Raw genomic sequence first — 24,690 nt, 5'->3', positions numbered from 1 at the left:
GGGTTGGAATAGGATGGCTTTACAAATTTACAACACAATGACACGCAGCAAGGAGCAGTTTGTACCCCAGGAGTCGGGCAAAGTGAAAATGTACGTATGTGGTCCAACCGTTTATGGATATATGCATATCGGAAATGCTAGACCTATTATTGTTTTTGATATGGTCCGGAATTATTTGGAGCAACTCGGCAATGAGGTACGGTATGTTACGAACTTCACGGATGTAGATGATAAACTAATACGTAAAGCAGAAGAAATGAACACTTCAGTAGCAGAGGTTGCTGAGATTTTCATTAATGCTTATCGTGAGGATCTTGAAGGGCTTGGAGTAAAACCGGCAACATTGAATCCGCGGGTAACAGAAAGCATGGAGCTGATCATTGAATTCATTAAAGAGCTTGAGGAAAAAGGGTATGCCTACGAGAGTGGTGGCGATGTATACTACCGTACTTCCAAATTTGAAGACTATGGTAAGCTGTCCCGTCAGAATCTAGATGAATTGCAGTTTGGTATTCGCGTGGAGGTAGACTCACGTAAAGAGAAGCCTGAAGATTTTGTGTTGTGGAAAGCAGCGAAACCTGGTGAAGTGTATTGGCAGAGCCCATGGGGGAATGGACGCCCGGGCTGGCATATTGAATGCTCGGCCATGGCAAGAGAGTTCTTGGGGGATACGATCGACATCCACGGGGGTGGACAAGATTTACAGTTCCCGCATCATGAATGCGAATGCGCACAGACAGAAGCTCTGACGGGTAAGCCACTCTCTAATTACTGGATGCACAATGGATTTATCAACATCGGTGATGAAAAAATGTCGAAATCATTGGGTAACGGTTGGCTTGTAAAAGATATCCGTGGGCAATTTAAAGCTGGAACCATTCGTTATTTCATGCTATCAACCCATTATCGTAATCCGTTGAACTTCTCGGTGGATTCCATGACTTCAGCCGAAAAGAGCGTAGAACGTATCTCGCTTGCAGAAAGTAACGTTAAACATCGTCTTGAACTTGCTGCTGAGGGTGCTCAGGGTGAGGTCAGCTCAGAGATTAATGATAAGCTATCTGCAATTGTGGCCAATTTTCATGCTAGAATGCAGGATGACTTTAATACTCCTGATGCGATCACCGCTATGTTTGATTGGGTGAGTCTTGCTAACCATACCCTTGCGAATAATGAGGCAGCCCCAGCTGATTTTGCTGCACTATTGCAAGCTTTTGGGGAAATGAATGCTGTACTGCGTTTGACACCTGAGCTTGAAGAAGAGATTGCGGGTGAAGAAGTTGAACGATTGATCGCAGAGCGGGTTGAAGCGCGTAAGAATAAGAACTGGAGCCGGTCCGATGAGATCCGTGATGAATTAGGTCGCTTAGGCATATTGCTTGAGGATACTCCCCAAGGAATGCGGTGGCGGCGTAAATGAGCGAGGAACGCAAGTTTCAGAACGGGTGGCTTCCTTATGAACCTTCCAAACCTGCGCGACTCCTCTCGCCAATTGTGCTTGCCTATGTAGGAGATGCTATTTACGAAGTGTCAGTTCGTCAGTATTTAGTATCTCTTCCGAATTTGCGCCCAAACCATTTGCATCGCTCTGCTACAGGACTTGTATCCGCTAAGGCGCAGAGTGCAATTCTTGGATTTTTGGAGCCAAGTCTCACAGAAGAGGAAAAAGATGTCGCCCGTCAGGGGAGAAATGCTAAATCGGGAAGTATTCCTAAGAACGCAGATGTTCTTGAATACCGTCATGCTACTGCCTTTGAGTGCCTGATAGGTTACTTATACTACACAGGTCAACAGGAGAGAATACAAGAAATTGTGAACAGTGGCATACAGTTTATGTTGAAACAGCCGTGATAAGGCTTTTGCGAAATAGAGAATAGGAGAAGTGAACATGGAAGAAGATTTGAAGACAGAAGAGGAAATATTGGCTGGGAAGCATTCCGTGCTTGAGGCGCTTCGCGCGGGTCGTACATTAAATAAAATATGGATTGCAGAAACGGCTCAGAAGCATCTGACCGCACCAATCGTTGCTGAAGCACGTAAAGCGGGGATTGTCATTCAACATGTGGACAAGCGTAAGCTGGATCAACTTGCTCCTGGAGTGCAACATCAGGGGGTAGTTGCTCAAGCGGCACCTTTTGCCTATGTCGAGGTAGATGATTTGCTGGCTGCAGCTGAAGCCAAAGGAGAGCCCGCATTCCTGATTTTGCTGGATGAGATCGAAGATCCACATAACCTGGGATCCATTCTGCGGACAGCAGATTGTACTGGAGTGCATGGGGTAATCGTACCTAAACGCCGTTCGGCTCAGATTACTGCTACTGTGTCCAAAACATCCGCGGGTGCCGTGGAATATGTTCCGGTTGCACGGGTCACTAACCTGGGTCAGACCATTGATCGTCTGAAAGAGCAGGGAGTCTGGGTAGTAGGTACGGATGTGGACACAGATCAGAATCTGTTTGGATCCAATATTTTCACAGGACCGGTAGCTGTTGTAATCGGTAATGAGAATAAAGGGATGGGACGCCTGATTCGTGAAAAATGTGATGTATTACTCAAGCTTCCGATGGCCGGGAAGATCAATTCATTAAATGCCTCTGTCGCCGCAGGAGTCATTATGTATGAAGTGGTACGCCTTCGGCAACAGCAGGGATAACTATGGCCGACTGGCGCGATGTGCTGCTTGTGGACGGATATAATATGATCGGTGGCTGGCCGGAACTTGCGGCACTGTCCCAGATTGGTATGCAGGAAGCACGCGACCGCTTGATGGATTTACTGGCTGATTACCAGGCTTACTCAGGACGACGAGTTATTGCTGTGTTTGATGCATACCGCGTTCCAGGATTGGGAAGGTCATTTGTCCAGGGCAAGGTCCAGGTGTTTTTCACCAAGGAAAAAGAAACCGCAGATGAGTGCATCGAACGATTGGTTGGAGAATTTAGCAACCGACGTCGGCAGATCTATGTTGCAACGAGTGACTTTGTGGAGCAGCATATTATTTTTGCCCAAGGTGCACTGCGGATTTCTGCAAGAGAATTGCATCTGGAAATTGTAGAGAATCAGAAACAAGTAAAAAAGGCTATCGAACCGGGAAATATCAGTTCTACACGTCATTCTTTGGGAGACAAACTGCCTCCTGATGTGCGAAGTAAACTGGAAAATTGGCGTAGGCAGTGACAACTGGGAAGATTTTGGTAATATTTTTATTCCATTTTATGCTATTCTAGATTGTTTTTGGACAAATCCGGTTGACGGTGTAAGGTAACATAATATATACTGATCCTATATTTCGAGAAGTAACGATGTGTCTTGCGTTGCAGCCGGGGGGATTCTTGGTGAGTGTCGACCTCAAGGAAATAATGCTATCTGAGTATGATTTCATAAGTGATGAAGATATTGTCGAGGCTTTCCGTGGTGGCGACAGTGGCGCATTGGAACACTTAATTAATAAATACCGTAATTTTGTACGTGCTAAGGCCCGCTCTTATTTCTTGATCGGGGCAGATCGTGAAGATATTGTTCAAGAAGGAATGATTGGTCTATATAAGGCTATTCGTGACTTTAAAGGTGACAAGCTCTCTTCATTCAAGGCTTTTGCTGAGCTCTGCATTACACGTCAGATTATAACCGCTATTAAGACGGCCACTCGTCAGAAGCATATTCCGCTCAATTCTTATGTTTCTTTGGACAAGCCCATTTATGATGAAGATTCTGACCGGACGCTTATGGATGTCATTTGTGGAACTCAGGTTCTCGATCCAGAAGAGTTAATTATTAATCAAGAAGAATTCATCGGACTTGAAGATAAGATGGCGGAGATTTTAAGCGACCTAGAGCGTAAAGTTCTCATGTTGTACTTAGACGGACGATCTTATCAGGAAATTGCTGAAGATCTAAAGCGGCATGTAAAGTCAATTGACAACGCTTTACAACGAGTAAAGCGGAAATTAGAAAGATATCTAGAAGTGCGTGACAATTAATGATATAATGAACACAAGAGAGCTCGTACATCGAGTTCTTTTTTTTAGTCTCATTAAATTGCCCGGATAGAATTAGGAGCTAATGCCATAAATTTCTATTTGCGTCGATTTTAGTTGTTGCCGTTGAGGGTAGGTTTATACACAGTCGGAATACCCCATAATGATAAGGAAGACAGCGAAGTGTGAGGAAGAGATAGACCCAAGGACAGGGTACGGCCATATGACTATAACACCCGAAATTACCCAGTGCAGTACGGAATTCTTTCGTTGACACAGACCTTGACATTATGCTAAAGTGTTTTAGGTAGGCCTAAATTCGCGGCTTTTTTTAGGATCAATATTTACGTCTTCTAATTGAATAGTTAGAAGGACGTCTCGGGAGGTGCACATCATGCGGGTAATTATCACTTTGGCTTGTACAAGTTGCAAACAAAGAAACTATGCGACTACCAAAAACAAGCGAAATCACCCCGACCGCATGGAGATGAAGAAATTTTGCAAGTATTGTAACTCGCAAACTCCTCATCGCGAAACCAGATAGTCTGTGGAGGTGTAGTCGGCATGAAACGTAGTTTCAAGTCTATGTTTTCCTTTTTCACTGAGAGCTGGAGTGAACTCAAAAAAGTTCGCTGGCCAAGTCGTAAAGAATTGACCAACTATACATTGATCGTTCTCGGTACAATTGTGGTTGTCGCTATTTACTTCTGGGTTCTGGACATCGGTATTTCCGCTGTGATTGAAGCGATTATTTAGAGAGGTCCCAGGTGGCTTGATATGGAAAAAAGATGGTATGTCGTTCATACCTATTCTGGGTATGAGAATAAGGTCAAAGCCAATTTGGAAAAGCGCGTTGAGTCCATGGGCATGGAAGACAAAATATTCCGCGTTCTTGTTCCTATGGAAGAAGAAATCGTAAACAAAGACGGTAAGAAAAAAACCGTTATGCGTAAAGTTTACCCGGGTTATGTTTTGGTGGAAATGGTTCAGACTGATGATTCCTGGTATGTTGTCCGCAATACTCCGGGCGTTACTGGATTTGTTGGTTCGACAGGCTCAGGGTCTAAACCAACAGCTTTGCTTCCGGAAGAGGTAGAACAAATTCTGAAGCATATGGGCATGGTTGAACCTAAAGCGAAGATTGATTTCGAAATCAAGGAATCCGTACGTATTATGGTTGGTCCGTTTGCGAATTTTGTGGGATCCGTGGAAGAAATTTTGGCTGACAAGAGCAAGATCAAAGTGCATGTGAACATGTTTGGACGGGAAACCCCGCTAGAGTTGGATTTCACTCAAGTGGAGAAAATATAACATAAGCTAAGGGTTTCTTGTGGGAGAGCGCTAATGGCGTTCGAAGACCACTATTTTTGCAAGGAGGTGTCACTCATGGCTAAAAAAGTTATTAAAATGGTGAAACTGCAGATTCCTGCAGGGAAAGCGAATCCAGCGCCTCCAGTAGGTCCGGCGTTAGGTCAAGCAGGTGTCAACATCATGGCATTCTGTAAGGAATTTAATGCTCGTACTGCCGACCAGGCTGGCTTGATCATTCCGGTTGAAATTACAGTATTTGAAGACCGTTCCTTTACGTTCATCACTAAAACTCCTCCGGCTGCTGTTCTGCTTCGCATCGCTGCTAAAGTAGAAAAAGGATCCGGCGAACCAAACAAGAAAAAAGTAGCAAAAATCGGCCGCGCAGCGGTTCGTGAAATTGCTGAAACAAAAATGCCCGACCTTAACGCTGCAACTGTAGAAGCTGCAATGCGTATGGTTGAAGGTACTGCTCGCAGTATGGGTATCACAATCGAAGACTAGTAGTTTTCGAAGAATCGGTCATTCGTGACCCGCAAGTATGTGGGAGGAATTTCCGCTAACACCACAAAGGAGGAACATTTCATGGCTAAACATGGTAAGAAATACCAAGAAGCTGCTAAGCTGATCAACAGCGAAGCAACTTACGAGCCTTCAGAAGCTGTAGAGCTTGTGAAAAAGGCAGCGACTGCAAAGTTCGACGAAACCGTTGAAGCAGCAGTTCGTTTGGGTGTAGACCCGCGTAAACAAGACCAAGCAGTTCGTGGTGTTGTTGTCCTGCCTCACGGCACTGGTAAAACACAACGCGTGCTTGTATTTGCAAAAGGTGAAAAAGCGAAAGAGGCAGAAGCTGCTGGCGCGGATTTTGTTGGTGATCAAGACATGATCAACAAAATTCAACAAGGCTGGTTTGAATTTGATGTCTGCGTAGCTACACCTGATATGATGAGTGAAGTCGGTAAACTGGGTCGTCTGCTTGGTGGTAAAGGTCTTATGCCTAACCCTAAAGCTGGCACAGTTACATTCGATGTTTCCAAGGCTGTGCAAGAAATCAAAGCCGGTAAAATCGAATATCGTCTTGACAAAGCGGGTCAAATTCACGCGCCAATCGGCAAAGTGTCCTTTGATGCTGCACAATTGAACGATAACCTTAAAGCTCTTATCGACGCTTTGAACCGTGCGAAACCGGCTGCTGCTAAAGGTGTATACCTTAAAGGCATCTCGATTTCTTCCACAATGGGACCTAGCGCTCGTGTGAACACAACCGTCTTCAGATAAATAAAGGTTGACTCTTTGAGTCAATTTTGATAATCTATAACAGTTGTGAAACTTAAGGTATGTATCTTAACCTTGAATATGCTTACCGTAGACAGTAGGTGCCTTAGTGCTTAATTCCCTACCGAGGTGTTGTGATAGAAACAAGAAGTAACGAGCTCGCTCGTATAACTTTCGTTTTATCAAGCCTTCGTGATTCTGCGGAGGCTTTTCTAATGCCTGCGTAGGAGCGGTGATGCTTTCCTTGGAAAGAACGCCGACACATAAATTTTCAGGAGGTGTATACATTGGCAAATGCAAAAGTAATTCAAGCAAAACAGGATGCGGTTGACGTTGTTACTGCGAAACTGCAAAACAGTCTTTCGACTGTTGTAGCGGACTATCGTGGATTGAACGTTTCCCAAGTGACTGAACTGCGTAAGCAACTTCGTGAAGCTGGCGTTGAGTTTCAAGTCCTGAAGAACACATTGCTGCGTCGCGCAACTGCTGCGGCTGAGTTGAGTGAGTTGGATGAAGTTTTGACTGGTCCAACAGCTATCGCATTCAGCACAACTGATGCAGTAGCTCCAGCTAAAATTTTGAACGATTTCGCCAAGAAAAACGACGCTTTGAAATTGAAAGGCGGCGTAGTAGAAGGACGTGTCATCGACGCGGACCAATTGAAAGCACTGGCTGAGCTTCCATCCCGCGATGGTTTGCTGTCCATGCTGCTTAGCGTACTTCAAGCTCCAATGCGCAACTTCGCGCTTGCAGTTAAAGCTGTTGCTGAAAAAGAAGAACAAAGCGCGTAAGCCTTTGACTCTTGCAGCATAAATCACATTACCACAAACAAATTTAAATTATAAATGGAGGTTCAATCATGAGTAAAGAAGCAATCTTGGAAGCAATTAAAGGCATGAGCGTATTGGAACTGAACGACCTGGTTAAAGCAATTGAAGAAGAATTCGGCGTAACAGCAGCAGCTCCAGTAGCAGCTGGCGGTGCGGTAGCAGCAGTAGCTGAAGAGCAATCCGAATTTGACGTAATTTTGACAGGCGCTGGCGCTTCCAAAATCAACGTTATCAAAATCGTTCGCGAAATCACAGGCCTTGGCTTGAAAGAAGCTAAAGACCTTGTAGACAACGCACCAAAAGCAATCAAAGAAAAAGTAAGCAAAGATGAAGCCGAAGCTACTAAAGCAAAATTGGAAGAAGCAGGCGCAGCTGTAGAAGTGAAGTAATTCCTTCTATACTGAAAACCCCTTGAACTTGTTCAAGGGGTTTATTTTATAAATAGAGTTAGTAGGGTTGTGTAAATACAACTATTAACATAAAGGAAAGGGAGGATAGAGATGTCGCAACATTATTATTCGCAGCAACCGGAAGTGCGTCATGACAGACGTACCATCGACACCGTTCTAAGAGGCAAAAGCTTTCGTTTTACAAGCGATGCGGGTGTGTTTTCTAAAGGAGATATCGATTACGGTAGCCGAGTTCTCATTGAAGCTATGATTATTCCGGACGGTTCGGCAGTACTTGATGTGGGTTGCGGATATGGACCGATAGGCATAAGTGCAGCATACCTAGCCCCCAAAGGGCAAGTATTGATGATTGATATTAATAGTCGTGCGGTAGAACTTGCGCGTGAGAATGCTCAGCACAATGGAATCCGGAATGTTACGGTAATGGAAAGCGATGTGCTCGGCGCATTGAATGAACAGCAAAAGTTCGATGTGATTCTCACCAATCCTCCGATACGTGCGGGAAAAGCTGTAGTACATCAGGTTTTTGAAGAAGCTTATGATCATTTGAATGAGGGTGGCTTTCTGTGGATTGTAATTCAGAAGAAGCAGGGTGCTCCGTCAGCGGTAGCTAAACTTGAAAGCTTGTTCTCGGAAGTGGAAGAAGTGGGGAAAGATAAAGGTTATCGCATTATTAAAGCTCAGAAATAAAATTCAATAGGTTATTGACATGTGATAGTGATAGTGGTATTATTATAAAATGTCAGTATTAAGATAGGCTCCATGTCTTTAGTTTGCTGAAAATGTCAAGCGATATATTGTCGCCGGCTAGCGCAAGCCGTACGGCAAGTTTTGTGCGAATTGGTTCTCTATGCTCTGGCGTAGCGAGTGTTACGCGGTAATAGATAATAGCGCATAAACTGTTGCTTGGTGACGTATAATATGTACGTTTTGGGCAAATCTACTGGATAAGGAGTATTTTGGTCATGGATAAGTGCGCTCTTTTTTCGAAGATTTCGATAAGGGCTTTTCTTTTATTTATGACTGAATCCTTGTAGTATGGTTCCATTATACGGTTCCAAACAAGGGTTCGCAATCAATTTTTAAGTGAGTAGACATGAGGGGTGAGTAAAGTTGGCAGGACATCTTGTTCAGTATGGTCGACGCACTCGGCGGAGCTATGCGAGAATTAACGAGGTACTCGAGGTCCCGAACCTGATCGAGATCCAACAAAAATCGTATGATTGGTTTTTGGAGGAAGGATTGCGGGAAATGTTTCAGGACATCTCGCCGATCCAGGATTTCACAGGTAATTTGGTACTAGAGTTCATTGATTACAGCCTGGGTGAACCAAAATATACGGTTGACGACGCTAAAGAGCGGGACGTGACGTATGCGGCTCCTCTGCGTGTAAAGGTGCGGCTCATTAATAAGGAGACCGGTGAGGTCAAAGAGCAGGAAGTGTTCATGGGAGATTTCCCGCTGATGACGGAGACCGGCACTTTCATTATTAACGGTGCGGAACGGGTTATTGTCAGCCAGTTGGTTCGCTCTCCAAGCGTCTATTTCAGCACAAAAGTGGATAAGAACGGCAAAAAAACCTACACCGCCACAGTAATCCCGAACCGCGGAGCCTGGTTGGAACTTGAGACCGACGCTAAGGATATTATGTATGTTCGTATCGATCGGACTCGTAAAATTCCTGTTACCGTACTTTTGCGTGCTCTCGGTTTCGGTAGTGATGCCGAAATTCTGGAATTGCTTGGCAATGATGAATATATTCGCAATACGCTGGATAAAGACAACACGGACTCCACGGAGAAGGCGCTTATTGAAATTTACGAGCGTTTGCGTCCGGGCGAACCGCCGACACTAGACAATGCCAAGAGTTTGCTGGTCGCGCGTTTCTTTGATCCAAAACGCTACGACCTAGCTAATGTAGGCCGTTACAAAATCAATAAAAAGCTACACATTAAGAACCGTCTTTTCAATCAACGTCTTGCTCAGCCTTTGGTTGACGAAGCTACAGGAGAAATCCTGGCAGAGTCCGGTCAAATGGTCGATCGCAGACTGCTTGATGAATTGATTCCATATTTCGAAAAGAATGTTGCCTTTAAAAACTACCGTGTTACTGGCGGAGTTATGGACAGCGAAGATATCCCGCTTCAAACGATTGACGTATTCTCGCCAATTGAAGAAGGTCGGGTAATTAAGCTGATCGCTAACGGTAACATCGATAAGTCTGTTAAGCACATTACTCAAGCTGATATTATATCCTCGATCAGCTACTTTATTAATTTGCTTCACGGAATTGGTAATACCGATGATATTGACCATTTGGGTAACCGTCGTCTGCGTTCTGTAGGTGAACTTCTGCAGAATCAGTTCCGTATCGGTCTTTCTCGTATGGAACGCGTTGTGCGTGAAAGAATGTCGATTCAGGATGCTAATGCAATTACGCCTCAAGCTCTGATCAATATTCGTCCGGTTATCGCGTCCATTAAAGAGTTCTTCGGTAGCTCCCAGTTGTCTCAGTTTATGGACCAGACGAACCCGCTTGCGGAACTTACGCATAAACGTCGTCTGTCTGCACTCGGACCCGGTGGTTTGACACGTGAACGCGCGGGCTTTGAAGTTCGTGACGTCCATCACAGTCACTACGGCCGGATGTGTCCAATTGAAACACCGGAAGGTCCGAACATTGGATTGATCAACTCCTTGTCCACCTTTGCTCGTATCAACGAATATGGATTTATTGAAGCTCCGTATCGTTGGGTAGATCCGAAGACGGGGAAGGTAACTGAACAAATCGATTATCTGACTGCTGATGAGGAAGATAATTATGTAGTTGCTCAGGCTAACGTATTGATCGATGAAGATGGCTCCTTTAAGGAAGATATGGTAATCGTTCGTTACAATAAAGACTCAGACAATATCACAACGATGCCAAGTAATCGTGTGGATTACATGGACGTTTCACCTAAACAGGTCGTATCCGTCGCTACGGCGCTCATTCCGTTCCTTGAGAACGATGACTCCAACCGCGCTCTGATGGGATCTAACATGCAGCGTCAAGCTGTTCCGCTTCTAATTCCAAAAGCTCCGCTGGTCGGAACAGGGATGGAACATAAATCCGCTAAGGATTCTGGCGTATGTGTTGTTTCTAAGTATGACGGTATTATCGAACGTTCTTCAGCTAATGAAATTTGGCTGCGCCGGGTTGAGACTGTCGAAGGCAAAGAAGTTAAAGGTGATATCGTTAAATATAAATTACACAAATTTATGCGTTCTAACCAAGGTACCTGTATTAACCAACGTCCTTTAGCTAAAAGAGGGGACATTGTTAAGAAGGGTGATATCCTGGCAGACGGTCCTTCCACGGAAATGGGCGAACTTGCTCTTGGCCGCAACGTAGTCGTTGCGTTCATGACTTGGGAAGGTTACAACTACGAGGATGCGATCCTGTTAAGTGAGAAGCTGGTTAAGGAAGATGTATACACTTCGATTCATATCGAGGAATACGAATCCGAAGCTCGTGACACTAAACTAGGACCTGAAGAAATCACACGTGATATTCCGAACGTGGGCGAAGAAGCTCTGCGCAATCTTGATGAGCGTGGAATCATCCGCATCGGTGCGGAAATCAGTGCTGGTGACATTCTGGTTGGTAAGGTTACTCCGAAGGGTGTGACTGAATTGACTGCAGAAGAGCGTCTCCTACACGCTATCTTTGGTGAGAAGGCTCGTGAAGTACGGGATACCTCTTTACGCGTTCCTCATGGTAGTGATGGTATTATCGTGGACGTTAAAGTATTTACGCGTGAGAATGGTGATGAACTGCCTCCTGGCGTAAATCAATTGGTTCGTGTCTACATCGCTCAGAAGCGTAAGATCTCTGAAGGTGACAAAATGGCCGGACGTCACGGTAACAAGGGTGTCGTTGCTCGTATCCTGCCAGAAGAAGATATGCCGTTCCTTCCGGACGGTACGCCAGTACAGGTTGTTCTTAACCCTCTAGGCGTTCCTTCTCGTATGAACATAGGACAGGTGCTCGAGGTCCATATTGGTATGGCCGCATTGCGTCTGGGTATTCACATTGCAACGCCGGTATTTGACGGAGCGCGTGAGTATGACGTGTTTGATACGATGGAAGAATCAGGTATGCAACGTAATGGTAAGACTATATTGTACGATGGCCGGACAGGCGAACGCTTCGAACGTGAAGTTACTGTCGGCGTCATGCATATGATCAAACTGGCGCACATGGTTGATGATAAGATTCACGCCCGTTCAACAGGTCCTTACTCACTGGTTACGCAACAGCCACTGGGTGGTAAAGCTCAGTTTGGTGGACAGCGTTTCGGGGAGATGGAAGTGTGGGCGCTTGAAGCTTACGGTGCTGCATATACATTGCAAGAAATTTTGACCGTGAAATCCGATGACGTGGTTGGTCGCGTGAAGACGTACGAATCCATTGTCAAAGGTGAAAATGTACCGGAACCAGGTGTTCCTGAGTCGTTCAAGGTATTGATCAAAGAACTGCAGTCACTGGGTATGGATGTTAAGATTCTTAGCGGTGACGAGCAGGAAATTGAAATGAGAGAATTGGATGATGAGGACGAGACGTCAGGCGACAAGCTGAGCCTCAATTTAGAAGGCGCAGAAGTCGGAGTAGAATAATCACGTTGGAGCTTTAAAGTTCCATTTTATAAAGGACCGCGCCCACTTTTGATGTAACAGTCAGAGGAGGGCAAAGCGGTACTAAATCAGGATTAGGTTAAGGAGGGTTGCTCCTTGTTGGACGTTAACAATTTTGAATTTATGAAAATCGGACTCGCTTCTCCGGAGAAGATTCGTTCATGGTCCCGCGGAGAAGTTAAAAAACCGGAAACCATTAACTATCGTACATTGAAACCGGAAAAAGAGGGTCTTTTCTGCGAGCGTATCTTTGGACCGCAAAAAGACTGGGAATGTCATTGCGGTAAATACAAACGTGTCCGTTATAAGGGCGTAGTCTGCGACCGTTGTGGCGTTGAAGTTACTCGTGCTAAAGTTCGTCGTGAACGTATGGGTCACATTGAATTGGCTGCTCCGGTATCTCATATCTGGTACTTCAAAGGTATCCCAAGCCGTATGGGCTTGGCACTAGATATGTCTCCAAGATCTCTTGAAGAGATTATCTACTTCGCTTCTTACGTTGTAACTGATCCAGGTGAAACACCACTGGAAAAGAAACAACTTCTGTCCGAGAAAGAATATCGTAGCTACCGTGAAAAGTACGGTTACGGATTCCAAGCCGGTATGGGTGCTGAAGCTGTTAAGAAGCTTCTTCAAGACATCGACATCGAAAAAGAGCTGGAATTCCTCAAAGAAGAACTGCGTACGGCTCAAGGCCAACGTCGTAACCGGGCGATCAAACGTCTGGAAGTCATTGAAGCATTCCGTAACTCAGGCAACAAACCTGATTGGATGATCATGGATGTTCTTCCGGTTATTCCTCCGGAGCTTCGTCCGATGGTTCAATTGGATGGTGGCCGTTTTGCTACGTCTGATTTGAACGATCTTTATCGTCGTGTTATTAACCGGAACAACCGTCTGAAAAGACTGCTTGACCTCGGTGCTCCTGACATTATCGTGCAGAACGAAAAACGGATGCTACAGGAAGCTGTCGATGCTCTCATCGATAACGGCCGTAGAGGACGTCCGGTAACTGGTCCTGGTAACCGTCCGCTTAAATCGCTCAGCCATATGCTGAAAGGTAAACAAGGACGTTTCCGCCAGAACTTGCTCGGTAAACGGGTTGACTACTCTGGACGTTCCGTTATCGTTGTAGGACCGTACCTCAAGATGTATCAGTGCGGACTTCCTAAGAAAATGGCGCTAGAATTGTTCAAGCCTTTTGTCATGAAAGAATTGGTTAACAAGGGCCTAGCCCACAACATAAAGAGCGCAAAACGTAAAGTTGAGCGTGTAAGTCCTGAAGTATGGGATGTACTTGAAGAAGTAATCAGAGAGCACCCAGTACTTCTAAACCGCGCACCAACACTTCACCGTCTCGGTATTCAAGCGTTTGAACCGATTTTGGTGGAAGGTCATGCTATTCGTCTTCACCCACTCGTATGTACGGCTTATAACGCCGACTTTGACGGTGACCAAATGGCGGTGCACGTTCCTCTGTCAGCAGAAGCTCAAGCGGAAGCGCGTATTCTTATGCTTGCATCCGGTAATATCTTGAACCCTAAAGACGGAAAACCAGTTGTAACACCTTCCCAGGATATGGTTCTTGGTACTTTCTACTTAACCATGGACAACAAGGAAGAAAAGGGTACAGGTATGATTCTGCGTACCGTTAACGAAGCTGTATCAGCTTACCAACGCGGAACTGCGGGACTTCATGCTCGTGTTGCTATTCCAGTTAAAGCACTTGGCAAAACTAGCTTTACGGAAAAACAACAAGGTGCAATGTTGATCACTACGGTCGGGAAGATTATCTTTAATGAAATTTACCCAAGTAGTTTCCCTTATATCAATGAGGCGACCAAGACTAACTTGCTGCAAGGCACGCCAGAGAAATACTTCATCTACGAAAAAGGCGCAGACATTCGCGAGCTGATTGAATCCGCTCCTGAAGCCAGCGCTGTAGGTAAAGAGTATCTGGGTCTGATTATCGCTCGTTGTTTTGAAACTTATCATACAACCAAAACCTCTATGATTTTGGATAAAATTAAGCAACTCGGCTTTACTTACTCCACACGTTCTGGTGTTACAGTTGCCGTGTCGGATGTTATCGTACCTGAGGAAAAAGTTACGATCTTGAAAGAGTCCGAAGCTAAGGTTGATGTGGTAGCAAACCAATATCGCCGTGGTCTGATCACCAATGATGAACGGTACGACCGTGTTATTGAGATCTGGTCGAAAACGAAGGATGATCTAACGAACATCTTGCTTAAATCGATGGACCGTTTCAACTCTATCATGCTCATGGTTGACTCCAAAGCGCGGGGTAACAAATCGCAGATTACTCAGCTGGGTGGTATGCGTGGTCTGATGGCCACACCTTCGGGTCGGATTTTCGAATTGCCAATTAAAGCGAACTTCCGTGAAGGCCTTACGGTCTTGGAGTACTTTATCTCCACTCACGGAGCACGTAAAGGTCTTGCCGATACCGCACTTCGTACTGCTGACTCTGGTTACTTGACTCGTCGTCTTGTTGACGTAGCTCAGGACGTTATCGTCCGTGAGGAAGATTGCGGAACCGATAAAGGATTTACAGTTAGTCGTATTCAGGATGGTAAAGAGGTTATTGAGGATCTGTATGACCGTATTGAAGGTCGTTACTGCTTCGAGACGGTTCGTCATCCAGAAACAGGCGAAATCATTGTTCACCGCAATGATTTGATTGACTCCGATAAAGCGGAGGCGATCGTGGAAGCTGGCGTAACTAAGCTGCAAATTCGTTCTGTACTGAGCTGCCGTGCCCGTCATGGAGTTTGTAAGAAATGTTACGGACGTAACTTGGCAACTGGTAAACACGTTGAGATTGGTGAAGCAGTTGGTATTATTGCGGCACAATCCATCGGTGAACCAGGAACCCAGCTTACAATGCGTACGTTCCATACCGGGGGTGTTGCCGGTGATGACATCACGCAAGGTTTGCCGCGTATTCAGGAGTTGTTTGAAGCTCGTAACCCTAAAGGTCAAGCTACGATCAGTGAGATCGATGGCGTAATCAAGGAAATCCGTGAAACTAAGGACCGTCGCGAAATCGAGGTTCAAGGTGAAGCAGAATCCAAGACTTATTCCATTACTTATGGCTCACGTCTACGTGTCAGTGAAGGCCAAGAGATCGAAGCTGGCGATGAGTTGACAGACGGTTCAATTGACCCTAAAGAAATGCTGCGAATCAAAGGGATCCGTGGGGTACAAAACTACATTCTGCAAGAAGTTCAGCGTGTATATCGTAACCAGGGCGTTGAGATCAATGATAAGCACATTGAAGTTATGATCAAACAAATGCTTCGGAAGATCCGTATCATTGACGCAGGAGACACAAGTCTGTTACCGGGTGCGTTTGCGGATATTCATGAATATGAAGGTGCTAACAAGGAAGCTATCTTGTCTGGTAAAGAGCCTGCAGTTGCTAAACCAGTATTGCTCGGTATTACCAAGGCGTCTCTTGAGACAGATTCCTTCTTGTCAGCTGCATCTTTCCAAGAAACTACTCGTGTCTTAACAGACGCTGCTATCAAAGGCAAAGTAGATAAGTTGCTTGGACTCAAAGAAAATGTTATTATCGGTAAGTTGATTCCTGCAGGTACTGGTATGAATCGTTACCGTAATGTTAAGTTAAGTGATCCAAATGCAGAAAGCGCGCTTGATTCTTTAGAGCCGGTTCCTGCTGAATAAATTAGCAACCATGGTAGTTTACTCGTGTCATACCTATTTATAGGTGTGGCGCGAATATCTGCTGTGTATAATATTTATAAAATTATTGTTGAATTTCTTGACACCATCTATTGATAATGCTAAAATGTCTAAGGTGCGTGAGTAGCCATGTTATCCTTGTTCATTGGAGGTAATGATTATGACTGATGATAGAGGACTACAGGATGCTCAGGTCAAGATCGGTACCAAACAAACCGTCAAGGCGGTAGAGTTGGGCCAAGCCGCAGAAGTCTATGTGGCAGAGGACGGAGATCAAAGGCTTACTTCCAGGATAGTTATGCTTTGTAACAAACAAGGTGTTAAGATCACATATGTGGATACGATGCTAAATTTGGGCAAGGCCTGCGGAATAGAAGTTGGCGCTGCGATGGCAGCCGTCTTAAAACAATAGCTACGGAAATGTTTTTGTACTGGGGTGAACTCCAGAGGCAAGAACTTTTCATTTGTCTTTTTATGAACCGCCTGGGTCTGTGGGCTTAGAGTTCTTAAATCGGCTATCATTTCAGGAAGGGGGTGGCAACAACATGCCAACAATTAACCAATTGGTTCGTAAAGGCCGTCAAGCCAAAATCGAAAAATCTAAATCTCCCGCTCTTCAAAAAGGGTATAACGCCCTCAAGCGTGAGGCTACAAATTTGAGCGCTCCGCAAAAACGCGGTGTGTGCACTCGTGTTGGTACAATGACTCCACGTAAACCAAACTCAGCGCTTCGTAAATATGCCCGTGTTCGTTTGACGAACCGTCTCGAGGTAACAGCTTATATCCCGGGTATCGGACATAACTTACAAGAGCACAGTGTTGTATTACTTCGCGGAGGTAAAGTAAAGGACCTTGCAGGGGTTCGTTACCATATCGTTCGTGGTGCATTGGATACAGCAGGTGTAGCTAACCGGATGCAAGCTCGTTCTAAGTACGGTGCTAAACGTCCTAAAGCTAAGAAATAAGAAAAAGTACTAGAATAATAAACATTTAAGAAAGGGGGATATCCATGCCACGCAAAGGTCCAGTTACTAAGAGAGACGTATTGCCAGATCCGTTGTATAATAGCAAGTTGGTTACTCGTTTGATTAACCGCATTATGCTGGGTGGTAAAAGAGGTGTCGCTCAAAGCATTCTGTACAATTCATTCAAGTTGATTGAAGAACGTACGGGTAAAGATCCGATGGAAGTTTTCGAAGCTGCCATCAAGAACATCATGCCGGTTTTGGAAGTCAAAGCTCGTCGTGTCGGTGGTGCTAACTATCAAGTACCTATCGAGGTTAAACCAGAGAGACGTACTGCTCTGGGATTACGTTGGCTCGTAAACTACTCTCGCAACCGCGGTGAGAAGACGATGGAAGAGCGTTTGGCGGCTGAGATCATCGATGCTTCCAACAACACAGGCGCTTCTGTTAAGAAACGCGAAGATACACACAAAATGGCTGAAGCAAACAAAGCGTTCGCTCACTACCGTTGGTAGGATAAAGGTCATTCAAATAACTTATATTTTGAAGGGAGATCCATTTCATGGCTAGAGAGTTCTCCTTAAAAAATACACGTAATATCGGGATCATGGCGCATATTGATGCTGGTAAAACAACTACCACAGAGCGGATTCTTTTCTATACAGGCCGTACGCACAAAATCGGTGAAGTTCACGAGGGTGCTGCTACAATGGACTGGATGGAGCAAGAACAAGAGCGCGGAATCACGATTACGTCCGCTGCTACAACTGCTGCGTGGAAAGGTCACCGCATCAATATCATTGATACCCCAGGACACGTTGACTTCACTGTTGAAGTTGAACGTTCCCTGCGTGTATTGGATGGGGCAGTAGGTGTATTTAGTGCAAAAGAGGGCGTTGAGCCTCAGTCTGAAACCGTATGGAGACAGGCTGACCGTTATAACGTTCCACGTATTGCATATGTGAACAAAATGGACATTATCGGTGCGGATTTCCTTAACGTAATCGAAACTATGCGTGATCGCCTTCAAGCCAATGCAGTTGCTATTCAATTGCCAATTGGTGCGGAAAGTGATTTCACTGGTATTATCGACCTTGTTGAGCAAAAAGCACACATGTTCAGAGATGATCTAGGCCAAAACATCGAAGTAACGGATATTCCGGAAGAATATTTGGCCAAAGTTGAGGAGCTGCGTCTCGAGTTGATCGAGAAAGTTGCTGAACTTGATGAAGATCTGACGATGAAATACCTGGAAGGCGAAGAAATTACAGTTCCGGAAATTAAAGCTGCACTGCGCAAAGGCGTAGTTGAAGTTAAATTGTTCCCTGTAATTGTTGGATCCTCCTACCGTAACAAAGGTATTCAGCTTATGCTGGATGCAGTTGTTGATTACTTGCCATCTCCACTTGACGTTCCAGCTATCACTGGACATCTTGAGGATGGAACTGAAGCAATTCGTCATTCTTCGGATGAAGAACCGTTTGCAGCATTGGCATTTAAAATCATGACTGACCCTTATGTAGGTAAACTTACGTTCTTCCGTGTGTACTCTGGTGTTCTAGAGTCCGGATCATACGTAGTTAATGCTACTAAGAATAAGCGTGAACGTATTGGCCGTATCCTTCAAATGCATGCTAACAGCCGTCAAGAGATTTCCATCGTGTATTCTGGCGACATCGCTGCAGCAGTTGGTTTGAAAGACACCAGTACAGGTGATACACTGTGTGATGAGAAGCATCCAGTAATTCTGGAATCAATGAACTTCCCTGATCCAGTTATCGAAATCGCTGTAGAGCCAAAAACAAAAGCTGACCAAGATAAATTGGGCGTTGCTCTCGGAAAGTTGACTGAAGAGGATCCAACTCTTCGTGCTCATACTGATGAAGAAACTGGCCAAACTATCCTGGCTGGTATGGGTGAACTTCACTTGGACATCATCATCGACCGTATGCGTCGTGAGTTCAAAGTAGAAACCAATGTGGGTAAACCACAGGTTGCTTACCGCGAAACGTTCAAGGCACCTGCTCGCGTCGAAGGTAAATTTGTACGCCAATCTGGTGGTCGTGGTCAATACGGTCACGTATGGGTTGAATTTGAACCCCTCGAGCCAGGTACTGGTAGCAAATTCGAAAGTAAAGTTGTGGGTGGCTCGGTTCCTAGAGAGTACATCGCTCCTGCACTTGCGGGTATCGAAGAACAAATGAAAAACGGCGTACTTGCAGGCTTCCCGCTTGTAGACGTTAAAGCTACCATCGTTGATGGTTCTTATCATGATGTTGACTCCAACGAAATGGCATTTAAAATTGCCGGTTCGATGGCACTCAAAGCAGCTAAAGACAAGTGTAAACCTGTCCTGCTTGAGCCAATCATGAAAGTAGAAGTAACTGTTCCTGAGGAATATATGGGTGATGTAATGGGTATGCTGAACTCCCGCCGTGGCCGTATCGAAGGTATGGATTCCCGTGGTGGAGCGCAAATTATCCGTGCTAAGGTGCCTCTTTCCGAAATGTTCGGATACTCTACAACTCTTCGTTCTGGTACTCAAGGACGTGGCGTATTCTCAATGGAGCTTTCTCACTATGAAGAAGTTCCTAAATCCATTGCGGAAGAGATCGCTGCTAAGAACAAAGGCGGAGAATAATTACTAGTTTTAACTTGCCGTCCGGGTATAACCACTCAGTCATCTAAGATAAACATATATACGGGCGGCTCAAATATAAGGAACCCCACATTAAGGAGGAACTGTTCAAATGGCAAAGGCAAAGTTTGAACGTAACAAACCGCACGTTAACATCGGTACTATTGGTCACGTCGACCATGGTAAAACGACTCTGACTGCTGCAATCACTACTGTATTGTCCAAAACTTACGGTGGCGCAGCTATCGCATTCGATCAAATCGACAAAGCTCCTGAAGAGCGCGAACGTGGTATCACAATCTCTACTTCCCACGTTGAATATGAAACTCCTAACCGTCACTACGCTCACGTAGACTGCCCTGGTCACGCCGACTATGTTAAAAACATGATCACTGGCGCAGCGCAAATGGACGGAGCTATCCTGGTTGTATCCGCAGCTGATGGCCCTATGCCACAAACTCGCGAGCACATCCTGTTGTCCCGTCAAGTAGGCGTTCCTTACATCGTTGTCTTCTTGAACAAATGCGACATGGTTGAAGACGAAGAGTTGTTGGAATTGGTTGAAATGGAAGTTCGTGACTTGCTGAGCGAGTATGACTTCCCAGGCGACGATACTCCAATCATCCGTGGTTCTGCTCGTGAAGCTCTGCAAAACCCTGATGGCGACTATGCTAAAAAAATCATCGAAATGTTTGAAACAATCGATGAGTATATTCCACTTCCTGAGCGTCAAACTGACAAACCTTTCTTGATGCCTGTCGAAGATGTATTCTCCATCACTGGTCGCGGTACTGTGGCAACTGGTCGCGTAGAACGCGGAACAGTTAAAGTCGGAGAAGAAATCGAAATCGTTGGTATTCACGAAGATACTAAGAAATCCGTAGTTACGGGCGTAGAAATGTTCCGTAAATTGCTAGATTCCGCTCAAGCGGGCGACAACATCGGAGCTTTGCTTCGTGGTGTAGACCGTAACATGATCGAGCGTGGTCAAGTATTGGCTAAGCCGAACTCTGTTAAACCACACACTGAGTTCACTGCTCAAATCTACGTTTTGACTAAAGAAGAAGGCGGACGTCACAAACCATTCTTCACTGGTTACCGTCCACAGTTCTACTTCCGTACAACTGACGTAACTGGCATCATCAACTTGCCAGAAGGTACTGAAATGGTTATGCCTGGTGACAACATCACTGTAACTGTTTCCTTGATCTCCCCAATCGCTATTGAAGAAGGTACTAAATTCTCCATTCGCGAAGGTGGACGTACAGTTGGAGCAGGTAGCGTAGCTTCCATCCAAAAATAAATTCGTTTCTATCTGCGGGTAGACTCTGAATCATAGTGCCCCGGATTCTTCTTGCGGAGAATCCGGGGCTTTTTGTGTTCTGAAACAATTACTCATATTTCGACATTTAATAATAATGTGGATTCTCCTGCCTCTCATTCCTTAGATCTCAAGCATCAGAGCAAATCTGCTGAGGAGTCTTTTCACAAGCTGGAAGGACATGATGAACTCAATGAGCAAATGAGAATGATTGATCTATCTGAATCAGATTTGAACTTATTACGTAGGGTGAAGCCTAGCGTTGAGCAGAATATAGACTATATAACTGATCAAATTTATAATTCGGTATTAGGTGTGGATAAACTTGAAGCTATTATATTGGAGCATAGTAGTATCGAAAGGTTAAAAACAACACTTCGTGAGCATATCATTGAAATTTTTGATGGCAAAGTTGATGAGGAATACATAGCTAAACGTTTGAAGATTGCTAATATTCATAAAAGAGTTGGACTAGAGCCTAAATGGTACTTATCCTCTTTTCAAAATCTTCAGAACGTATTTATACAAGTTATCTATAAAGAAACACATGATGATAATGCACGCCTACAAATAGTTCAGACTGTGACTAAATTGCTTAATCTTGAGCAACAACTTGTTTTAGAAGAATACGAGAAAGAGAACGTCAAAGAGAAGGAACGGCAATACTTATTGGTTAAAAATGAATTAAAGCAGAAAATTGCTGAATTCAGCAGTGAATGAATAGATTTTAGCATCGATACAAATGCTGCTGTGAAGCAGCTAGTAGCCAGTAGCAATGAAGTGAGTAGAACATTCCAACTTACTGCTACATCCGCTGTAGAGTCGCAGGGTTTGGCTGCAGATGGACATGAGCATTTGGATAGCTTAACAGGACAGATTAATCTCATCTATCAAAGTACTAGCGAGATGGAACACTCAGTTCATGAATTAAGTAATTCCTCTAAACAAATTCAAAAAATAGTAAACTCAGTTAAAGAAATTGCTGATCAAACTAAAATTCTATCTCTTAATGCAACGATAGAAGCTGCTAGAGCCGGAGAGCATGGTAGAGGGCTCAGTGTAGTTGCCCAAGAGGTTAGTCGTTTGGCAGAGGATACGAAGAATACTGTAATTCAGATCGTAGAGCTAACTAATAAATCGGGAAGTCTCACACAACAGGTCGTTAATGAGATACGTAAAGTACAAGAGTTAACCAAAAGTGGAAAGCATCAATCCGTAGAGACCAGTCTCTTGTTTTTCGATATTGTAGAGACGATGAGAAGTAGTACACAGGAGATTGTTATAGTAGAAGAAGAAATAAGAACATTGATTCAGACTATAGAGGGAATTGGGTCAGCAACAGCACAGACAGCGGAGTCAGCTGAGTTTTTTAAATCTGCCACTGAGAATCTTTAACCTATATAATAGTAATAAAACAGCGCATGAAAAAAATATGCGTTGTTTTGTTATTTTAGCTTGCAATACTGCCGCCTATTATATATAATAATAAATGTTGTTCTGAGACGTTGCGATGATGTGAGAGGTTACTGACACACCCGGCCCCTTTGCCATGAGGTCGACGTCAGAAAATTTTCACGGAGTATGTCCGATAATAAATTGGGCGATAGAAGGAGGGACTAAAATGGCAAAGCAAAAAATTCGTATTCGCTTGAAAGCATACGACCACAGAATTCTTGATCAATCTGCAGAGAAAATCGTTGAAACTGCAAAACGTTCGGGTGCTGGTGTATCTGGACCGATTCCGTTGCCAACTGAGAAGCAAATCATTACTATTCTCCGTGCGGTACACAAGTACAAGGATTCCCGTGAACAGTTTGAACAACGGACTCACAAACGTTTGATCGATATTGTGAACCCAACACCACAAACTGTAGACGCCTTGATGCGCTTGGATCTACCGTCCGGTGTAGATATCGAAATCAAATTGTAATTCTATTATTAGTAACTTAGGAAAAGAAAAGAGGTGTCAACATTGAAAGGTATCTTAGGAAAAAAACTCGGTATGACTCAAGTGTTTACTCCAGAAGGTAACGTAATTCCGGTTACTGTTATCGAAGCAGGACCTTGTGTAGTACTGCAAAAGAAAGACCTGAATATCGACGGATATGAAGCAGTGCAATTGGGCTTTTCTGATAAAAAAGAAAGTCGCTCCAATAAGCCTGAACAGGGTCACGCCAAAAAGGCAAATGCAACACCTAAGCGCTACGTTCGCGAAATTCGCGGTGTTGATCTCGGGTCTCTCGAGGTTGGACAAGAGCTGAAGGCTGATATCTTTGCTGAGGGCGAATTTGTTGACGTAACTGGTACATCTAAAGGTAAAGGTTTCCAAGGTAACATCAAACGTTGGGGACAAAGCCGCGGACCAATGGCACACGGATCGCGTTACCACAGAAGACCGGGTTCCATGGGTTCTATCCAAGCTAACCGTGTTCCTAAGGGCAAACGCCTTCCAGGACATATGGGTCACACGACTATCACGGTTCAAAAGCTTGAAATCATCAAGGTTGACGTTGAGCGTAACGTATTGCTGGTTAAAGGCGCTATCCCAGGTCCTAAAAACAGCTTCGTGAAAGTTAAACAAACCGTTAAGAAATAATTACCTAAGAAAGGAGGAACATGAAATGCCAAAAGTAACACTTTTTAATATTAGTGGCAACGAAGTTGGTGAAGTAGAACTGAGCGATACAGTATTCGGTATTGAACCGAATGAGCACGTTCTACACGAAGCTGCGCTTATGCAAAGAGCTTCCCTTCGTCGTGGTACACACAAAGTAAAAGGACGTTCTGAAGTTCGTGGCGGTGGACGTAAGCCTTGGAAACAAAAAGGTACAGGTCGCGCTCGTCAAGGATCCATTCGTTCTCCACAATGGAAAGGCGGCGGCGTTGTCTTCGGACCAACACCACGTAGCTATTCCTGGAAATTGCCTAAGAAGGTTCGTCGTTTGGCGATCAAATCCGCTTTGTCCTCGAAAGTACTCGAGAATGACATTATCGTATTGGATAGCTTGACAATGAATGCTCCGAAGACGAAAGAATTCGCAGCAATCTTGAACAACCTGAAAGTGGAACGCAAAGCTTTGATCGTAGCTACTAGCTATGATGATAACGTAGCACTTTCCGCTCGTAACATCCCTGGGGTGAAATTCGTAGCGGCTGACGGCATTAATGTTCTTGACGTACTGACGTACGACAAACTGATCATCACTAAAGAAGCAGTTCTGAAGGTAGAGGAGGTGTTCGCGTAATGAAAGATCCTCGTGATATTATCAAACGTCCGGTGATTACGGAACGTACTTCCGACTACATGAGCGAAATGAAATACGCTTTTGAAGTGGATATCCGTGCTAACAAAACCGAAATCAAAAAAGCTGTCGAGGCTATTTTCAAAGTAAAAGTAACGAATGTGAACACAATGCGCGTACCTGGCAAACTGAAACGTTATGGTAAATATTCTGGTTATACTCCAGAGTGGAAAAAAGCCATCGTTAAGCTTAGCCCGGACAGCAAACCGCTTGAATTTTTTGAAGCGGTAGAATAATACTCTTAAAGTAAGGAGGAAACTA

The 24,690-nt window shown here is 44.6% G+C and carries 26 protein-coding genes and 1 other annotated feature; all 26 genes read left to right on the top strand.

Annotated features, from left to right (window positions below; all coding sequences use genetic code 11):
- Nucleotides 1–13 precede the first annotated feature (13 nt).
- Nucleotides 14–1,420, top strand: coding sequence for a cysteine--tRNA ligase (cysS, locus tag UQ64_RS23560; protein ID WP_060625843.1), 1,407 nt, complete (start codon nt 14–16; stop codon nt 1,418–1,420).
- Complete coding sequence (locus UQ64_RS23555; RefSeq protein WP_060625842.1) at nt 1,417–1,851, top strand: Mini-ribonuclease 3; 435 nt, start codon at nt 1,417–1,419, stop codon at nt 1,849–1,851. The genes cysS and UQ64_RS23555 overlap by 4 nt, the downstream gene beginning before the upstream one ends.
- Nucleotides 1,852–1,888: 37 nt before the next feature.
- Nucleotides 1,889–2,653, top strand: coding sequence for a 23S rRNA (guanosine(2251)-2'-O)-methyltransferase RlmB (gene rlmB / locus UQ64_RS23550; protein WP_042131237.1), 765 nt, complete (start codon nt 1,889–1,891; stop codon nt 2,651–2,653).
- A 2-nt stretch (nt 2,654–2,655) separates the two neighbouring features.
- Entirely contained in the window at nt 2,656–3,177 is a 522-nt protein-coding gene (locus tag UQ64_RS23545; protein ID WP_060625841.1) for an NYN domain-containing protein, read from the top strand.
- A gap of 158 nt (nt 3,178–3,335) precedes the next feature.
- Complete coding sequence (gene sigH, locus UQ64_RS23540; RefSeq protein ID WP_036680496.1) at nt 3,336–3,980, top strand: RNA polymerase sporulation sigma factor SigH; 645 nt, start codon at nt 3,336–3,338, stop codon at nt 3,978–3,980.
- 391 nt (nt 3,981–4,371) lie between these two features.
- Complete coding sequence (rpmG, locus tag UQ64_RS30345; protein ID WP_076099620.1) at nt 4,372–4,521, top strand: 50S ribosomal protein L33; 150 nt, start codon at nt 4,372–4,374, stop codon at nt 4,519–4,521.
- A gap of 20 nt (nt 4,522–4,541) precedes the next feature.
- Entirely contained in the window at nt 4,542–4,733 is a 192-nt protein-coding gene (secE, locus tag UQ64_RS23535; RefSeq protein WP_036680497.1) for a preprotein translocase subunit SecE, read from the top strand.
- A gap of 21 nt (nt 4,734–4,754) precedes the next feature.
- Nucleotides 4,755–5,288, top strand: a complete 534-nt coding sequence (nusG, locus tag UQ64_RS23530; protein WP_036680499.1) for a transcription termination/antitermination protein NusG — start codon at nt 4,755–4,757, stop codon at nt 5,286–5,288.
- Nucleotides 5,289–5,363: 75 nt separating this feature from the next.
- Nucleotides 5,364–5,789 carry a 50S ribosomal protein L11 gene (gene rplK, locus UQ64_RS23525; RefSeq protein ID WP_036680502.1) on the top strand — a complete coding sequence of 142 codons (426 nt, stop codon included), beginning with the start codon at nt 5,364–5,366 and terminating at the stop codon, nt 5,787–5,789.
- A gap of 81 nt (nt 5,790–5,870) precedes the next feature.
- Entirely contained in the window at nt 5,871–6,563 is a 693-nt protein-coding gene (gene rplA, locus UQ64_RS23520) for a 50S ribosomal protein L1 (protein ID WP_036680504.1), read from the top strand.
- 67 nt (nt 6,564–6,630) lie between these two features.
- Nucleotides 6,631–6,783: a sequence feature (ribosomal protein L10 leader region), on the top strand.
- A gap of 64 nt (nt 6,784–6,847) precedes the next feature.
- On the top strand, nt 6,848–7,351 hold the full coding sequence (gene rplJ / locus UQ64_RS23515; protein WP_060625840.1) for a 50S ribosomal protein L10: 504 nt from the start codon (nt 6,848–6,850) through the stop codon (nt 7,349–7,351).
- A 68-nt stretch (nt 7,352–7,419) separates the two neighbouring features.
- Entirely contained in the window at nt 7,420–7,779 is a 360-nt protein-coding gene (gene rplL / locus UQ64_RS23510; RefSeq protein ID WP_036680508.1) for a 50S ribosomal protein L7/L12, read from the top strand.
- Nucleotides 7,780–7,890: 111 nt separating this feature from the next.
- Nucleotides 7,891–8,490 carry a class I SAM-dependent methyltransferase gene (locus UQ64_RS23505; protein WP_060625839.1) on the top strand — a complete coding sequence of 200 codons (600 nt, stop codon included), beginning with the start codon at nt 7,891–7,893 and terminating at the stop codon, nt 8,488–8,490.
- Nucleotides 8,491–8,913: 423 nt separating this feature from the next.
- Nucleotides 8,914–12,459 carry a DNA-directed RNA polymerase subunit beta gene (rpoB, locus tag UQ64_RS23500; protein ID WP_060625838.1) on the top strand — a complete coding sequence of 1,182 codons (3,546 nt, stop codon included), beginning with the start codon at nt 8,914–8,916 and terminating at the stop codon, nt 12,457–12,459.
- Between the two features lie 114 nt (nt 12,460–12,573).
- Nucleotides 12,574–16,185: a DNA-directed RNA polymerase subunit beta' gene (gene rpoC / locus UQ64_RS23495; protein WP_060625837.1), complete on the top strand. Its 3,612-nt coding sequence runs from the start codon at nt 12,574–12,576 to the stop codon at nt 16,183–16,185.
- A gap of 178 nt (nt 16,186–16,363) precedes the next feature.
- Nucleotides 16,364–16,615: a ribosomal L7Ae/L30e/S12e/Gadd45 family protein gene (locus UQ64_RS23490; protein WP_042131229.1), complete on the top strand. Its 252-nt coding sequence runs from the start codon at nt 16,364–16,366 to the stop codon at nt 16,613–16,615.
- A gap of 133 nt (nt 16,616–16,748) precedes the next feature.
- Nucleotides 16,749–17,168 carry a 30S ribosomal protein S12 gene (gene rpsL, locus UQ64_RS23485; RefSeq protein WP_036680518.1) on the top strand — a complete coding sequence of 140 codons (420 nt, stop codon included), beginning with the start codon at nt 16,749–16,751 and terminating at the stop codon, nt 17,166–17,168.
- A gap of 44 nt (nt 17,169–17,212) precedes the next feature.
- Nucleotides 17,213–17,683, top strand: a complete 471-nt coding sequence (gene rpsG / locus UQ64_RS23480; RefSeq protein WP_036680520.1) for a 30S ribosomal protein S7 — start codon at nt 17,213–17,215, stop codon at nt 17,681–17,683.
- 47 nt (nt 17,684–17,730) lie between these two features.
- Nucleotides 17,731–19,809: an elongation factor G gene (fusA, locus tag UQ64_RS23475; protein WP_060625836.1), complete on the top strand. Its 2,079-nt coding sequence runs from the start codon at nt 17,731–17,733 to the stop codon at nt 19,807–19,809.
- 109 nt (nt 19,810–19,918) lie between these two features.
- Entirely contained in the window at nt 19,919–21,109 is a 1,191-nt protein-coding gene (tuf, locus tag UQ64_RS23470) for an elongation factor Tu (RefSeq protein WP_060625835.1), read from the top strand.
- Between the two features lie 51 nt (nt 21,110–21,160).
- The gene (locus UQ64_RS23465; RefSeq protein WP_209445871.1) at nt 21,161–21,847 is read left to right on the top strand and encodes a protoglobin domain-containing protein; all 687 of its coding nucleotides are present in this window, start codon (nt 21,161–21,163) and stop codon (nt 21,845–21,847) included.
- Between the two features lie 60 nt (nt 21,848–21,907).
- Nucleotides 21,908–22,522, top strand: a complete 615-nt coding sequence (locus UQ64_RS23460; RefSeq protein WP_167348520.1) for a methyl-accepting chemotaxis protein — start codon at nt 21,908–21,910, stop codon at nt 22,520–22,522.
- Nucleotides 22,523–22,748: 226 nt separating this feature from the next.
- Nucleotides 22,749–23,057 (top strand): 30S ribosomal protein S10, encoded by a 309-nt coding sequence (rpsJ, locus tag UQ64_RS23455; RefSeq protein ID WP_017692074.1) that lies wholly within the window; start codon nt 22,749–22,751, stop codon nt 23,055–23,057.
- Between the two features lie 42 nt (nt 23,058–23,099).
- Nucleotides 23,100–23,723, top strand: coding sequence for a 50S ribosomal protein L3 (gene rplC / locus UQ64_RS23450; protein WP_076286852.1), 624 nt, complete (start codon nt 23,100–23,102; stop codon nt 23,721–23,723).
- 25 nt (nt 23,724–23,748) lie between these two features.
- Nucleotides 23,749–24,372, top strand: coding sequence for a 50S ribosomal protein L4 (gene rplD / locus UQ64_RS23445; RefSeq protein WP_042192174.1), 624 nt, complete (start codon nt 23,749–23,751; stop codon nt 24,370–24,372).
- Nucleotides 24,372–24,665, top strand: a complete 294-nt coding sequence (rplW, locus tag UQ64_RS23440; RefSeq protein WP_036680537.1) for a 50S ribosomal protein L23 — start codon at nt 24,372–24,374, stop codon at nt 24,663–24,665. The genes rplD and rplW overlap by 1 nt, the downstream gene beginning before the upstream one ends.
- Nucleotides 24,666–24,690: the final 25 nt, after the last annotated feature.

The sequence above is a fragment of the Paenibacillus etheri genome (assembly GCF_001012825.1).
GTDB lineage: Bacteria > Bacillota > Bacilli > Paenibacillales > Paenibacillaceae > Paenibacillus_AQ > Paenibacillus_AQ etheri.
The sequence above is the reverse complement of the archived record's forward strand: the minus strand, read 5'-3'. Positions and strand labels throughout refer to the sequence as shown.